Here is a 14,319-nt window from a genome sequence, read left to right on the forward strand (position 1 = left end):
ACTGTTATAATGAACCTATTGATATCTTGGTAATTTATGCAAAGGAAAATTTTATGATTATCAGGAGGAGATTATGCAACCAGATACCAGTATTTCAAACAATGTTCATTCAGATCCTAAAGCTGCCAAGTCCAAGGGCGGAAGCGGTTCGTTTTTGCGGAGACACCGCAAGAAACTAATCGCCGTCTTTATTTTGCTCGCCGGGGTGCTGATTGCTTTCCAGGTTTTGAGCCGGCAAGCCGGCTTGATCCCTGTAAGTGCGGCGGAAGTGGTTCAAGGCGACTTTGAACAAAATGTTTTTGCCAGCGGTAAATTAGAAGTTAAAGATCTGACTGAATTTAAGGCGGAAACCGAGACCAGGGTTCAGGAGATTCCGGTCAAGCTTGGAGATAAAGTAAGCAAAGGCCAGATTATCCTGGTGATGGATACCAGCAGCTTGAGTGTGGAAGCCTCGCAAAAGGATCTGGAAGGCAGGGAACTCCGGGCCAAAATAATCAACAGTGAATCAAACATCAGACTTTTTCAACAAGCCTATGACACGGCCCAAAAGGATTATAACAATACAAAAGTTCTTATGGAAAGCGGTGCAGCCAGCCTTAAGGAGTTGGAGCAGGCCGAGCAAAAGGTGACTGAGACCCAAGAAAAATTAGTGGTGGAACAAGAGGCTAATTTGCCTTTGCTTAAAGCTCAGCTGGAGCAAGCCGAAGTGCTCTACGGGAAAGCCCAGGAAAAATTGCAGAAAGCCACGATACATAGCCCTTACGATGGGACCGTCCTGAATTTGGCGGTCAAGGCCGGTCAGGAAGTGGAGAATGGAACCCTCCTGGCACAAATCGGTAATCCGGCTCAGCTTTTGATTGAAACCGGTATCAATGAGGTGGACGCCGCCCTGCTTAAGGTAGGAGATCAGGTGGAAATAACCAACAGCGCCTTGCTTAAGGAACCCCTGCTCGGCAGTATTGAAGCCATTGCTCCTACAGCCGAGGTGGTGTCAACCTCTCAAGGTGAGCAAACCCAAGTAAAAATCAGGATCAATGTGCCGGCTACTGAAGGAGAATCCCCCTTAAAACCCGGCTTTAATGTTAATCTTAAAGTCATCCTGCAGAAAAAAGAGCAAGCTTTGTTAGTTCCTTTGGAAGCAGTCATTGACGGTGAAGGTCAGAAACTGGCCTATGTCGTGGGGCAGGATGGGATAGTGACGGAAAAAGAAGTGCAGACAGGCTTAAGCAATGAGCTGTTCATGGAAATTGTCGCGGGTCTTCAAGTGGGAGAAAAGGTCATTCTGAACCCCGATGGGCAAATCAAGGACGGAGTGCAGGTGATCGTTAATGCTCAAAGCAACTGACTTAGTTAAGGTCTACCATACGGAGAAAATTGCCGTTACGGCCTTGAAAGGGGTTACCTTCCATATCGCGGCCGGCAGTTTTGTGGCGATTATGGGCCCCTCGGGTTCAGGGAAATCCACATTGATGAATATTTTAGGGTGTCTGGACACGCCCACCGCCGGGCAGTATATCCTGGATGGACTGGATGTTTCCCATATGGAGGAGCATGATCTGGCCAAGGTCCGCAACCTTAAAATCGGTTTTGTCTTTCAGACCTTTAATCTCTTGCCGAGAATATCCTGCTTGCGCAATGTCGAGCTGCCGATGATTTATGCGGGAATTGCGGAAAAGGAAAGAAAAGAAAAGGCTCTTAAAGCCCTGGAAAAAGTGGGGCTGCTGAACTGGGCGGCTCATCGCCCCACAGAAATATCGGGGGGACAGCGACAACGGGTAGCCATTGCCCGGGCGTTGGTCAATAATCCGGCTATTATTATGGCCGATGAACCTACCGGCAATCTCGACACCCGTTCGGGTGAAGAAGTGATGGCGATCTTTCAGGAGCTTCATCAGCAAGGCGCTACCATCGTCCTGGTCACCCACGAACCGGAAATCGCCCGGCACACCCAGAGAATCCTTAAATTCCGGGATGGCTTGCTCAGGGAAGATGAAGGGGTGCAAGAGCCGGTTCAGGCCAGAGATATTCTGGCAGGGCTCCCTGCTGAGGAGGACCCGGTATGAATTTAAAAGAATGCATTCAGGTCGCTTTCGAAGGGATCAGAGCCAACAAAATGCGCTCGGCCCTGACCATGCTCGGTATTATTATCGGGGTAGCGGCTGTCATTACCGTAGTGGCCATCGGGCAGGTGGGTCAGGCGGCTATTATGTCTTCTCTGGAGAAGATGGGCACCAATTTATTTGGTGTCTATCTCCGCAGTGATGAGCAATTCGCTCTTACCGAAGCGGATATGATGACCGTTCAGGATTTGGAAGTCATCCGCAATGTTGCCACCGACATCCAGTACATTTCACCGGCCAGTTCCATGTCTTTTTCTGCCCAGTATGAAAGAAAAAGCAAACAGGTCTATGCTTATGGGGTTTGGCCTGATTACAAGCATATAAGAAATATTCAGCTGGAAAAAGGCCGGTTCCTCTCTGAAGAGGATGAAAAGGGCAGCCGACGGGTAGCGGTCATCGACAGCAAGCTGGCTGAAGACCTGTTCGGCCGGGGAGAAGCTCTGAAAAAGCAAATCACGATCTTTGGCACCTCTTTTACGGTCATCGGTATAACCCAGCGGGATGAGAGCTTGCTGATGGGAGGGCCGAATCAACGCTCATCCCTGTATATTCCTTATTCTGCTTTGCAGACAATGATCAAGCTTGATTACCTTTCTTATGTGGAAGGCAGCGCCGTGAGCAAGGATAAGACCGACAGCGCTATGAACCAGGCTAAAAAGATTCTGAACAGCCGTCATCATACGGAGGATCGGTATCAGGCCTATAGCCTACAGCAGGATGTAGAACAGATTGATACTGTAATGACTATTTTACAGCTGGTGATCGGTTCCGTCGCTGCGATTTCCCTTTTGGTGGGGGGGATCGGAGTTATGAATATCATGCTGGTCTCAGTGACTGAGCGGACAAGGGAAATCGGCATCCGCAAGGCTTTAGGGGCCAGATATAAGGATATTATGATTCAATTCCTCATTGAGGCAGTGGTCATCTGTTCCATAGGCGGGGCCATCGGCGCTATGCTTGGCATCGGCGGCGGTGTCCTGGCCGCGGGCTTGGCGAAGATTCCGCCGGCCATCTCCCCCCTCACGATTGTGATTGCTTTTGGCTTTTCCACCACGATTGGGCTTTTCTTCGGACTTTACCCGGCCCGCAAAGCGGCTAAGATGAGTCCGGTTGAAGCTTTGCGTTATGAGTGATGTGTTAATGCAGATGTAGAATAAGCAGCAAAATCCCCTGCAGAGATTAAACCGGCAGGGGATTTTCTCACTATCAAAAAGTAAAAACTTGCGCACTATACTTTCTAAATATAAGGGCAGCTAGGCAGCCGCTTTCGCCAGAGGCTCAGCTACAGCCGGGCTTTCTTTAATAAAAGGGGAGTGATTAAGAGAGAATAAAAGGGAGGAGGTTGAGCATAATGGTTGTTGCTATTAATAAGAGGATGATCACTGTGCAGGGTGTAAACATACAATGCTTTGATGCTGGAAATGGCGCGGCAACGATTGTCCTGTTACATGGTGCCGGAGTGGATTCAGCCATGATGTCCTGGGCTGAGGTTATGAGGCTCCTGGGAGAAAGCTATCGAGTGATTGCTCCCGATTTGCCCGGTTATGGCGGCAGCGATTCCATTGACGGTAAATACACCCTTGAGTTCTACACTGAAACAGTGAAAGGAATTATCGAAGCATTTCAATGCCCGCCGGTGGTGCTGGTGGGGCTTTCCCTGGGCGGTGGCATTAGTTTGAATATGGCCCTTAACTATCCCGGGCTGATCCGCTTATTGATACCTGTCGACGCCTGGGGGGTGTTTCCCAAGCTTCCCTATCACCGTTTAACCCATTGGTACACCCGCTCCAAATTAAACGACAATTTATACCAATGGACCGGCAAGTACCCCGCTATTGTTCGTTGGTCCCTGGCCTACAACTTATTCGGAGATAAGTCAAAGGTCACCGAAGCTTTGGTGGAAGAGGTCCGGAATGCGATGCTGGAGCCTGAGGCCGGGAAACCTTTCATTTCTTTTCAAAGAAGCGAAATCACCAGGACCGGTTTGAACACGGATTTGTATAGCCGCCTCGGGGAAATAGCCTTGCCAACCCTTCTGATCCATGGCAGCAAGGATAAGGCGGTGCCCCTCAAAGACGCCCTGGTGGCCAGCAAGCTAATTCCCAATTGCCAACTGCATATTATGGAAGGCTGCCGACATTGGCCCCAGAAAGAGCGCCCCGAGGAGTTTGCCAGAGTAGTGAGGGATTTTATTGCCGGACAAAACCTGTGAACAACTGTTTGTGTGAAAAATAGTGTTGTGGTACACTTTGAGAGGGACTTTAAAGAAGCATAGAAAGGTGAGCACCACATGACCGATCGTTTTTTAGTTCAAAATCTCTTTGGTATTGAAGGATTGAACATTGCCTGGTATGGGGCAATTATTGCCTTCGGCATCATCCTGGGAGTATGGCTAGCCAGCCGGGAAGCAGAGCGGCAGGGATTAAAAGGGGATATGATTTTCGATTTTTTAATCATCGTTCTGCCCCTGGCGATTATCGGGGCCAGGGCTTATTATGTCATCTTCGAATGGGCCAACTACGCCGATGATCCCATGCGCATCTTTGCCATCCGCGAAGGCGGATTGGCCATTTACGGCGGTGTGATCGGCGGTGCTATCGGGGCTTTGATCTTTGCCAAAAGAAATGGCTTTCCTTTCCTCAGGTTGGCCGATATGGTCATCCCCAGTTTAATCTTAGGGCAAGCCATTGGCCGTTGGGGGAATTTTATAAACCAGGAGGCTTTCGGCAACCTGGTCACCAATCCAAACCTGCAGTTTTTTCCCTATGCTGTGTTGATCGACCGGTTAGGGGAATGGCACCAAGCCACTTTTTTCTATGAAAGCATGTGGAATCTGGCTGTTTTTGCCCTCCTTATCTTTTTTCGCAAGAGAACTCAATTCACCGGGCAGCTGTTGGCCACCTATTTTATGGGGTATGGGTTGGGCAGGTTTTGGATTGAAGGGCTGCGCACGGACAGTTTATATCTGATTCCGGGGTTGCGGGTATCCCAAGCCTTATCCTTAATCCTGATTACCGTGGGCATCCTGATGTTTGTGTTCCGCAAAAGGCTATTTAAAGAGCATTTGGCCTATGAGGGGAAGTATCAGATGGATAAAAGCCCCGGATAATTCTTGTTGATAAACTCTTCGACATTCTTTATAATCATCTTTGTGAATTTATTTGAAATGGGAGGTCTTAACATGGGAAAAGCCTTGATTATTGGGGCCGGCGGTGTGGCCAATGTGGTCGCCCACAAATGCTGTCAAGTTCCTGAGGTGTTTGAGGAAATTTGCATTGCGAGCCGGACGCTGAAAAAATGCGAGGATATACGAGATAAATTAACCGGCAGCCGGACTAAAGTCAGGGTCGCTCAGGTTGATGCCGATCATACAGAAGAAGTCATCCAGCTCATTAAGGAGTTTCAACCGGAGCTGGTGATCAACGTGGCCCTTCCTTATCAGGACCTGACCATTATGGATGCCTGCCTGGCCACCGGCGTTCATTATGTGGACACTGCCAACTATGAACCCCCCGATGTGCCGAAGTTTGAATACAAATGGCAATGGGCCTACCGGGAAAAATTTGCCCAAGCCGGGTTAACGGCTTTATTGGGCAGCGGCTTCGATCCCGGAGTAACCGGTGTTTTCTGCGCCTATGCCCAAAAGCACTATTTTGATGAAATTCATACCATCGATATTGTCGATGCCAATGGCGGGGATCATGGCTATCCTTTCGCCACTAATTTCAACCCGGAGATCAATATTCGGGAAATCACCGCCAAGGGTCGTTACTATAAAGAGGGAGAGTGGATTGAAACCGATCCCCTGTCCGTGAAGAAGGTCTATGATCTTGAGGAGATTGGGCCCAAGAATATCTACCTGCTCTATCATGAAGAGCTGGAATCTTTAGCACAGAATATTAAGGGAATCAAACAGATCCGCTTCTGGATGACCTTCTCTGATAATTATCTCAACCATTTAAAGGTCCTGGAAAATGTGGGCATGACCTCCATCGAGCCTATTGAATTTGAGGGTCAGCAGATCATTCCCCTCCACTTCCTCAAGGCTGTTCTGCCTGATCCGGCCTCCCTGGGACCGCGAACCAAGGGCAAAACCAATATCGGCTGCATTATCCAAGGCGTTAAAGATGGTCAGCCCCGCACCTATTATGTCTACAATATCTGTGATCATCAGGAATGCTATGCTGAAGTGGGTTCTCAGGCTATTTCCTATACCACCGGGGTACCGGCCATGATCGGCGCTAAGTTGATTATGGAAGGAAAATGGCAAAAACCCGGTGTCTATAATATTGAAGAATTTGATCCCGATCCCTTTATGGCAGACCTGAATAAGTACGGATTGCCTTGGCGGGAGAATTTCGCCCCCACATTATTAGACGAGGAATAAAGACATGAATATAAAAGAACTGCCCACCCCTAGTTATGTGGTGGATGAAAACCTGCTCAGGAGAAATCTGGAGATTTTGCAATCCGTTCAAGAGCGGACAGGGTGCAAGATCCTGCTGGCCTTGAAAGGATTCTCCATGCATGCTGTGTTTCCTTTGGTGGGCCGCTACCTGAAGGGTATCGCCGCCAGCTCCTTGTTTGAGGCGCGACTTGGCTTTGCAGAGATGGGCAAGGAAGTTCATGTCTACTCACCGGCCTATATCGAAGAGGAGTTTGACGAGCTGCTGGGGTATTGCGATCATATGGTGTTTAACTCCTTTGATCAGTGGCGCAAATTCAAAGCTAAGGTGAAAAACTATCCTGGCCACCACATTGAATGCGGAATTCGCGTTAATCCTGAGTATTCGGAGATTGCCACGGACATCTATAACCCCTGCTATCAGAATTCCCGGCTGGGAGCGACCCTGGCCAATTTCAGGCCTGAAGAGCTTGAGGGAATCGATGGGCTGCATTTCCATACCCTATGTGAACAGAACTCGGATACCTTGGAACGCACCCTTAAAGTGGTGGAAGAGAAATTCGGTGAACACCTCCAGAAGATGAAATGGCTGAATCTGGGCGGCGGTCATCATATTACCCGCCCTGATTATGATCTTGAGACCCTGGTCCGCTGCATCCTTCATTTGCGGGAAAAATACGGGGTGGAGATCTATCTGGAGCCCGGAGAGGCCATCGCCTTAAATACAGGGTTCCTGGTCACCAAGGTGCTGGATATCGTGGATAATGGGATGAAGATCGCCCTGCTTGACGCTTCGGCGGCCTGCCATATGCCCGATGTCCTGGAGATGCCCTATCGGCCGGCGCTTATCAATGGAGGGGAGCCGGGGGAACATCCCTACACCTATCGGTTGGGGGGCAATACCTGTCTGGCCGGGGATGTGATCGGCGACTATTCCTTTGCCGAACCTTTAAAGCCGGGGGACAAGCTTATCTTCTGCGATATGGCTCATTACACCATGGTCAAGAATAATATGTTCAACGGGGTAAACCTACCCAATATTATGCTTTACAATGAAGAAGAAGGCTTTAAGCTGATTCGCCGATTCGGCTATGAAGATTTCAAAAACCGGTTGTCTTAGATGGAACTGAAGGGTCTGTCGCCAGGACGTTTGCAAACGTGGGGCGGCAGGCCTTTTGCTATTCTTTTAGGCGGCACCAGCAGAGGATGAAAAACGCGAAGCGGATTGCGTAGCCGCACTGCACAGACCCAAAATCCTGGAGAATCAGCTTTCGGCCCTTTTTCTGAATAGTATTGAATGAGAAGGAGAGACGCTAAGGTGAGTCGAATTAAAGAGAGGCAAAGTTTACAAGCTTAACAACGGAGGTAAGTGATGAAAAGAAACATAGTCCCGATTATAATTTCCATACTCGTACTTTTGCAGGTGGTAACCCTGGTCCGGATTGGAGATTTACAGAATGATCTCCAAAATACACAGAATCAACTTGTGAATATGACGGCTGCCCAGTCAAGCCAAATCAACAGTATTTACGCCAATATCGATTCGATGCTGAAACGTCAGGCAAGCATCATCGATAGCTATGATTATGCATTGGGCACTTTTGATCGAGACAATCTCACGGTCCCCGTAACCTTTAACATCTCACCTAAGGAAACAAAGGCGGATACCCTTGCCACCGTATATGTATCAGGTCAAAGTACGGAAATGACTAGAAGCGGAACCAGCTTTTCCGCTACTCTCCCGGTAAATATTTTTGATACCATTGATGCTAAGGTGGTCATAGCAGATGACGGTACGGAGAGAACCGAGAAATTGGAGGTATGGGAGGACCTGCGCGCCAGGGTACTGCCGGCTGTCCAGGCAAGATTTGAAGGTGAAAGTGGAACGATCTATAGAAGGTCATCTGCTGAACTATCCGGTGAGTATAGCCGCAAAGGGAACTTGAGTATGGAGGTAACGCCGGTACAGAATGATACCATAGAGAAAGCACGCTTTGTGGTGGATGTAGATGGCAGGATTGTTTCTGAAAAGGCTTTGAATTCCGGCGGTCTGGGGACTGAGATTGACGAAAAAATTACCCTTTCCGCAGGTCAGACATTAACCCTGGCAGCCCTGGCAACAGATAGCTTTGGCTTGATTCATAAGGTGATTTTAGATAAATTCACCTTGGATGAACATGCTGAACCTGTTCGCGGCGATGAATGGATGTGGATGGGTGAGGTCATTATTATGGATAATGAGGGAAAGATTCTCTATGCGCCTCAGTATGATAAGGTGAACTAGGATGTGAAAAAAACATTGACAAAAGATCACTCATAGTATATTGTGATCTTACAAGTTAGCTGAAGCTAACTTATGGCTGCCCCCCAAATTTCCGTCAAGTGCTTGGCTGATGAAGGAACAGAAGGATGAATTAATTTTTGTGAGGAATGATGCCGGCATCATTCCTCATACCAGTTAAGGGATGTCTCCTTTGTGCTTAGTTTTAAAGAGCGGGAGTGATGAAGATGATCAAAAAATATGTGTGTATAGGCTTGGGATTGCTGTGTTTCGGACTGGGTGCTGTCGGTGTTCTTTTGCCTCTGCTGCCAACGACACCCTTTCTCCTGGCCGCAGCCTTTTTCTTTGCCAGGGGTTCAGAGAAATTCAATACTTGGTTTTTAGCAACAGAGCTGTATAAAAATCATCTGGAGAGTTTTGTCAGCACCCGCTCCATGACCTTTAAAACGAAAGCAAGCATACTGGCCTTTGCGTCAGCTATGCTTCTCCTCGCTTTTATTTTCACAAATAATAGTTTGGCCAGAGTCCTGATCGCCGGCATGTTTATCTTTAAATACTATTACTTTACTTTTCATATCACAACATTAAAAAAAGATGAAAGAGCCAATGATTAAAATTAATCATTTTTTAAGACTTTATTTAGGAGTTCTTAAAATCTATCTGTCATAATGAGCATGTCTTCTAATTTTAAACTCATGGAGGAAGAACTCATTATGCAAACATTTTATTTATATATCGTATTGACTCGCACCAATACCGCCCTGTCCAGGCTTATTCACGTCCTTAAAAAAGATGATTATACCCATGCTGCCCTCTCTCTGGACAGTGACCTGAACCATATGTACAGTTTCGGCAGAAGGAATCCTTATAACCCTTTTATCGGACGGTTCAGAAGGGAAGATATCCATGAAGGGGTGTATGGCTTCTGTGAGAATTTACCGGGTGCAATTATTGAAGTGGCAATAACCAGGCAGCAATACTACAAGGTCAAAGAGCTGATGGATCATTTTATTGCCCATAGTGATCGTTATAAATATAATTATCGGGGCCTTTGGCATAGCATATGGAATAAGCCCTTGTCCAGTGAGGATCGCTTTATGTGTTCGGAATTTGTGTACTATGTCTTAAAGGAAAGCGGTGTTATGGATTTACAGATACCCAGAAACCTGGTGAGACCCCAAAACCTGCTCCATGCTGAAGGCCGGATCATCTATCAAGGCGACCTGAAAGCGGTGAAACCCCGGACAACCATCGATCTCTATGCCCATGAGGTGAGGAGAAGAAGGCTTAAGATTAATGCATTATGATCATATCTGTGCTATACTCTTATGATGTATGCAAATACAAAATAAAGATCATAAAGGCGGGCATAAATTGATTAGTGTTAATAACGTGAGCTTAAGATATGGCGGGCGGAAGCTCTTTGAAGATGTCTCCTTGAAATTCACTCCGGGCAATTGTTACGGTGTGATTGGCGCTAACGGTGCCGGGAAAAGCACCTTCCTCAAAATTCTCTCAGGGGAAGTTGAACCCAACTCCGGAGATGTGACCATCGCGCCGGGAGTCCGGTTATCGATGCTCAAGCAGGATCATTACCAGTATGATCAGTATACGGTTTTAGATACGGTCATTATGGGCAACCAGCGGCTTTATGCCATCATGAAGGAGAAGGAAGTTCTCTACGCGAAAGCTGATTTTACAGATGAGGACGGAATCAAGGCGGCGGAGCTGGAGCATGAATTCGGAGAGATGAACGGCTGGGAAGCGGAGTCCGAAGCCTCCACCCTCTTACAAGGCTTAGGCATCGGCACAGAATTGCATGACAAGGCTATGTCTGAACTGTCCGGCGTGGAAAAGATTAAGGTGCTTCTGGCGCAGGCTCTTTTCGGCAATCCCGGCATCCTCGTTTTGGACGAGCCGACCAACCACTTGGATATTCAATCCATCCGCTGGCTGGAGGAGTTTTTGATTGAGTTTGAGGGAACGGTCATCGTCGTTTCCCATGACCGGCATTTTCTTAATAAGATTTGTACCCATATGGCAGATGTGGACTTTGGCAAGATCAAGCTTTATGTGGGCAATTATGATTTTTGGTATGAATCCAGTCAGTTAGCCCTGCAAATGACCCGGGATCTTAACAAAAAGAAAGAGGAAAAGGCCAAACAGCTTAAGGAGTTTATTGCCCGCTTCAGCGCCAATGCCTCCAAATCCAAACAGGCCACTTCCCGGAAAAAGATGCTGGATAAGCTGAATATCGAAGATATCGAACCCTCCAACCGCAAATATCCCTATGTAGGCTTTAAACCGGAGCGGGAAGTGGGCAATGATATCCTGACGGTAGAAGGTTTGAGCAAAACTATCGATGGAGTTAAGGTTTTGGATAATGTCAGCTTTATCCTGACCAAAGGGGATAAAGTTGCCTTGGTAGGCACCAATGAAGCGGCCTATACCGCCCTGCTCCAGATATTGGCCGGGGAAATGGAGCCGGACAGCGGCAGCTATAAATGGGGCGTCACCATTACCAAAGCCTATTTCCCTAAGGATAACACAGAGTATTTTCAGGATGTGGACTTGAGCCTGGTGGATTGGCTGCGGCAGTTTTCCGCGGATAAAACCGACACCTATGTCCGTGGTTTCCTGGGCAAGATGCTCTTTTCCGGGGAAGAAGCCCTGAAATCACTTAAAGTCCTTTCCGGCGGCGAGCGGGTCAGGTGTATGCTGGCTAAAATGATGCTGAGTCAGGCCAATGCGCTTCTTTTGGACCAGCCCACCAATCACTTGGATCTGGAATCCATCACCGCCCTGAACAATGGACTGACGGATTACAAAAGCAATATTATCTTTACCTCCCATGATCACCAATTTATCCAGACCATTGCCAACCGCATTATTCAGATCACTCCGGAAGAGATGATCGATGTTCGGTTGACCTATGATGAGTTTCTGGATAACCTGGCTATCGGATAATGAAGGGGATAAAGACAGATTAGGAATGCTGGCGGCATTCCTTTTTGCTTCCCCAATTTCATCCATCCCAACTTCACCGGGAAAATTAATCGTTGTTCTTTGAAATCGAGAGGTGATTCCTGAAATATAGCGAATTATCAAGTTACTGGGATTTGATAGGTTTTTATTGGTTCATGAGGGCTCGATAGGAGATGCGTAGTGTGGAAGACCTTGATATGAAAAATTTTCTGGAAACGATTGAGGATATGATCCTCATGATCAATCGGGAAGGAAGATTATTATATACAAATACTGCCGTGCTCAAGAAGCTGGGCTATTCTCATGAAGAGTTAATGAAAATGAATATCTTGACCATAACTGCCGCCGGTAAGATGGCTGAAGGTGAAAAGATCTTAGCTGAGCTGTTTGCAGGCCAGAAAGAGAGTCTTCCTTTGTCCCTGGAAAAAAAAGAGGGAACCCCCATCCCCGCCAAAGCGCGTATCTGGCAGGGGAAGTGGCGTAATGAGCCTTGTCTTTTTGCTATCATCAAGGATTTGTCAAAAGAACAAAGAGTTTCTTCAACTCCATTCCTGGATGAGATTCATACAGGGATCAGCGGGGCGGCCTGGAACGAGAAGCCTGATTTCGCCAGCGATATATCCTGTGAGCTAAAAGATGAAGAGGCTGCCAAACCCAGAGTGTTAATCGTGGATGATCAGCTTTTTAACTTGAAGCTTTTAGAAAGTGCTCTTAAAGAAGATTACATCGTGATGACCGCCGACAACGGGATTGAGGCCTTAGAGCTGGCCACGGGAAAAAGCCAACCTGATATTATTCTGCTGGATATTATTATGCCGGTGATGGATGGCTATGAAGTATGCATTCGTCTGCGGGAAATGCCGGAGACGAGAGATATCCCGGTAATTTTCCTTAGCGCTCTCAAAAACGAAAAGAATGAGGAGTATGCTCTGCAATTGGGGGTGGTGGATTACATCACGAAGCCCTTCAGCTTGCCCATCATCAAAGGCCGGCTCCGAAACCATGTGGAGCAAAAGAAATACAGGGATCGGCAAAAAGAAAATAGCTATATCGATGAATTGACGCAAATCGCCAATCGCCGGAAATTCAATGAAACGGTGACCATGGAGTGGAATCGGGCCAGGCGTAATGGGAATAGTTTATCTGTATTGATGATCGATGTGGATTGTTTTAAAAAGTACAACGATTTTTATGGTCACTTGGAGGGGGATAAATGCCTCTATAAAATTGCCCAAACCTTAAAGTCGAATGTAAAGCGCTCTTCAGATTTGGTAGCCAGATGGGGCGGGGAAGAGTTCGCCTGTGTTCTTACGGATACGGATCGGATTGGCGCCATGCTGGTGGGTGAACGCTTGCGCAGGGCCGTCGTCAAGCTGAGTATCCCATCCGAAATCTCCGATGTGGACAGAGTGGTTACAGCCAGCATCGGTGTAGCCACGGCGTTGCCTGCCGTGGATAACTCCCTGGAGGAGCTGCTGCATAAGGCTGACATGGCTCTATATAAAGCCAAGAAAACCGGGAGAAATTGTGTATGCACGCCATAACTTCAACAGCCATGCCATGTAGACACATTTAGCCCTTTCGTTTACAATATAAAATAAGCTTTGCCTGACATAATGGCTTTACATAGAGAAAGTTGGGAAGTAATTATCCATGGACAATAAATCATACCGAAAAGCGCCTAAAGTCAATAAGAAAGATAAGAATAAAAATAAAGATAAAATTCAAGATAAAAATAAAACTCAAGATAAAAATAAAAAAGAAACGGTGAATAAAGAGGATAACAGAATCCCTCCCCGTCATCCTGTATGGAATGTTTGGCAAGGGCTTTTTCTGTTGCTCATTATCTATGGAATTGAATTCTTTCTCGGTTGGCTGAGAACTCCTAAGGACTTAGATCAATTAGAGGGGTTCTTTCGCTTTTTGACCGTGGGAATGGGTGAGGCTCTGCTTTACCTTATCATCATTTTATGTTTTTTTAAGCTCATCCGCCGTCCTCTCAGAGAGTTAGGTCTGGTCAGACCTCATGTTCGTTATATTCTACTGGGGCTGATGATGGGAGTTTTTCTCCTGGTAGTCGTAGGGCTGATCGGGAATTTCCTGGCCAACAAATTAGGAACACCTGCGCCCCAAAGCTTCACCCTCGTGCTCATGGGGGCTCAATACGATTGGCAGCTGATGCTGCTTATTATCCTGGGCGGCATGATTGCTCCGATCAAGGAAGAGGTTTTTTTTCGGGGAATTTTTTATCCACCCTTTCGTCAAGGCTATGGTAGGAGTAAAGGGATTCTTTTTACGGCAGGGCTTTTCGCTTTGCTGCATTTTGACGTTCTGCGCTTTATTCCCTTACTGGTGGGGGGAGTCGTTTTAACCTGGCTCTACGAAAAGACCGGCAGCCTCTGGCCTTCGATTATTGCCCATGGCACCTGGAATACGCTCATGGCTTTAATGGTGTGGATACAACGGTAGGTGGGGGTAATTTATCGTTTAAAGGCGATATTTGTAGAAAATCGAAGAAAAAAATGGCA

General features: G+C 47.2%; 13 protein-coding genes. All 13 read left to right on the forward strand.

All coding sequences use genetic code 11. From position 1 onward, the window contains the following. Positions 1 to 73: 73 nt before the first annotated feature. The 13 genes from BUA14_RS25945 (at position 74) to BUA14_RS26005 (ending at position 14,260) form a co-directional block, all read left to right on the forward strand. Positions 74 to 1,345, forward strand: coding sequence for an efflux RND transporter periplasmic adaptor subunit (locus tag BUA14_RS25945; protein WP_072775236.1), 1,272 nt, complete (start codon positions 74 to 76; stop codon positions 1,343 to 1,345). Further along, entirely contained in the window at positions 1,329 to 2,063 is a 735-nt protein-coding gene (locus BUA14_RS25950) for an ABC transporter ATP-binding protein (RefSeq protein ID WP_072775237.1), read from the forward strand. The genes BUA14_RS25945 and BUA14_RS25950 overlap by 17 nt, the downstream gene beginning before the upstream one ends. Next, positions 2,060 to 3,253 carry an ABC transporter permease gene (locus tag BUA14_RS25955; RefSeq protein WP_072775238.1) on the forward strand — a complete coding sequence of 398 codons (1,194 nt, stop codon included), beginning with the start codon at positions 2,060 to 2,062 and terminating at the stop codon, positions 3,251 to 3,253. Before BUA14_RS25950 ends, BUA14_RS25955 begins: the two co-directional genes overlap by 4 nt. 218 nt (positions 3,254 to 3,471) lie before the next feature. Then, positions 3,472 to 4,332 carry an alpha/beta fold hydrolase gene (locus tag BUA14_RS25960; protein WP_072775239.1) on the forward strand — a complete coding sequence of 287 codons (861 nt, stop codon included), beginning with the start codon at positions 3,472 to 3,474 and terminating at the stop codon, positions 4,330 to 4,332. A gap of 78 nt (positions 4,333 to 4,410) precedes the next feature. Further along, positions 4,411 to 5,229 (forward strand): prolipoprotein diacylglyceryl transferase, encoded by an 819-nt coding sequence (gene lgt, locus BUA14_RS25965; RefSeq protein WP_072775240.1) that lies wholly within the window; start codon positions 4,411 to 4,413, stop codon positions 5,227 to 5,229. A gap of 72 nt (positions 5,230 to 5,301) precedes the next feature. After that, positions 5,302 to 6,507 (forward strand): saccharopine dehydrogenase family protein, encoded by a 1,206-nt coding sequence (locus tag BUA14_RS25970; RefSeq protein WP_072775241.1) that lies wholly within the window; start codon positions 5,302 to 5,304, stop codon positions 6,505 to 6,507. A 4-nt stretch (positions 6,508 to 6,511) separates the two neighbouring features. Continuing rightward, entirely contained in the window at positions 6,512 to 7,645 is a 1,134-nt protein-coding gene (gene nspC / locus BUA14_RS25975) for a carboxynorspermidine decarboxylase (protein ID WP_072775242.1), read from the forward strand. A gap of 252 nt (positions 7,646 to 7,897) precedes the next feature. Beyond that, positions 7,898 to 8,809, forward strand: a complete 912-nt coding sequence (locus BUA14_RS25980; protein ID WP_072775243.1) for a hypothetical protein — start codon at positions 7,898 to 7,900, stop codon at positions 8,807 to 8,809. A 224-nt stretch (positions 8,810 to 9,033) separates the two neighbouring features. Continuing rightward, positions 9,034 to 9,420 carry a YbaN family protein gene (locus BUA14_RS25985; RefSeq protein ID WP_427846707.1) on the forward strand — a complete coding sequence of 129 codons (387 nt, stop codon included), beginning with the start codon at positions 9,034 to 9,036 and terminating at the stop codon, positions 9,418 to 9,420. 81 nt (positions 9,421 to 9,501) lie between these two features. Next, on the forward strand, positions 9,502 to 10,113 hold the full coding sequence (locus tag BUA14_RS25990; RefSeq protein WP_072775277.1) for a hypothetical protein: 612 nt from the start codon (positions 9,502 to 9,504) through the stop codon (positions 10,111 to 10,113). Positions 10,114 to 10,180: 67 nt separating this feature from the next. Next, positions 10,181 to 11,773, forward strand: a complete 1,593-nt coding sequence (locus tag BUA14_RS25995; protein WP_072775245.1) for an ABC-F family ATP-binding cassette domain-containing protein — start codon at positions 10,181 to 10,183, stop codon at positions 11,771 to 11,773. A gap of 200 nt (positions 11,774 to 11,973) precedes the next feature. Then, positions 11,974 to 13,335, forward strand: coding sequence for a diguanylate cyclase domain-containing protein (locus BUA14_RS26000; protein ID WP_072775246.1), 1,362 nt, complete (start codon positions 11,974 to 11,976; stop codon positions 13,333 to 13,335). A gap of 109 nt (positions 13,336 to 13,444) precedes the next feature. Further along, a complete protein-coding gene (locus BUA14_RS26005) occupies positions 13,445 to 14,260 on the forward strand; it encodes a CPBP family intramembrane glutamic endopeptidase (RefSeq protein ID WP_072775247.1) in 816 nt (271 codons plus the stop codon). The last annotated feature ends 59 nt before the right edge of the window (positions 14,261 to 14,319 follow it).

It is taken from the genome of Desulfitobacterium chlororespirans DSM 11544, assembly GCF_900143285.1.
Classification (GTDB): domain Bacteria; phylum Bacillota; class Desulfitobacteriia; order Desulfitobacteriales; family Desulfitobacteriaceae; genus Desulfitobacterium; species Desulfitobacterium chlororespirans.

Bases quoted from the DNA above. Each gene is read 5' to 3' on its own strand.
- BUA14_RS25985 (WP_427846707.1), top strand. From the start codon at position 9,034: ATGATCAAAAAATATGTGTGTATAGGCTTGGGATTGCTGTGTTTCGGA.
- BUA14_RS25945 (WP_072775236.1), top strand. From the start codon at position 74: ATGCAACCAGATACCAGTATTTCAAACAATGTTCATTCAGATCCTAAA.
- nspC (WP_072775242.1), top strand. From the start codon at position 6,512: ATGAATATAAAAGAACTGCCCACCCCTAGTTATGTGGTGGATGAAAAC.
- lgt (WP_072775240.1), top strand. From the start codon at position 4,411: ATGACCGATCGTTTTTTAGTTCAAAATCTCTTTGGTATTGAAGGATTG.
- BUA14_RS26005 (WP_072775247.1), top strand. From the start codon at position 13,445: ATGGACAATAAATCATACCGAAAAGCGCCTAAAGTCAATAAGAAAGAT.
- BUA14_RS25970 (WP_072775241.1), top strand. From the start codon at position 5,302: ATGGGAAAAGCCTTGATTATTGGGGCCGGCGGTGTGGCCAATGTGGTC.
- BUA14_RS25950 (WP_072775237.1), top strand. From the start codon at position 1,329: ATGCTCAAAGCAACTGACTTAGTTAAGGTCTACCATACGGAGAAAATT.
- BUA14_RS25980 (WP_072775243.1), top strand. From the start codon at position 7,898: ATGAAAAGAAACATAGTCCCGATTATAATTTCCATACTCGTACTTTTG.
- BUA14_RS25955 (WP_072775238.1), top strand. From the start codon at position 2,060: ATGAATTTAAAAGAATGCATTCAGGTCGCTTTCGAAGGGATCAGAGCC.
- BUA14_RS25960 (WP_072775239.1), top strand. From the start codon at position 3,472: ATGGTTGTTGCTATTAATAAGAGGATGATCACTGTGCAGGGTGTAAAC.
- BUA14_RS25990 (WP_072775277.1), top strand. From the start codon at position 9,502: ATGGAGGAAGAACTCATTATGCAAACATTTTATTTATATATCGTATTG.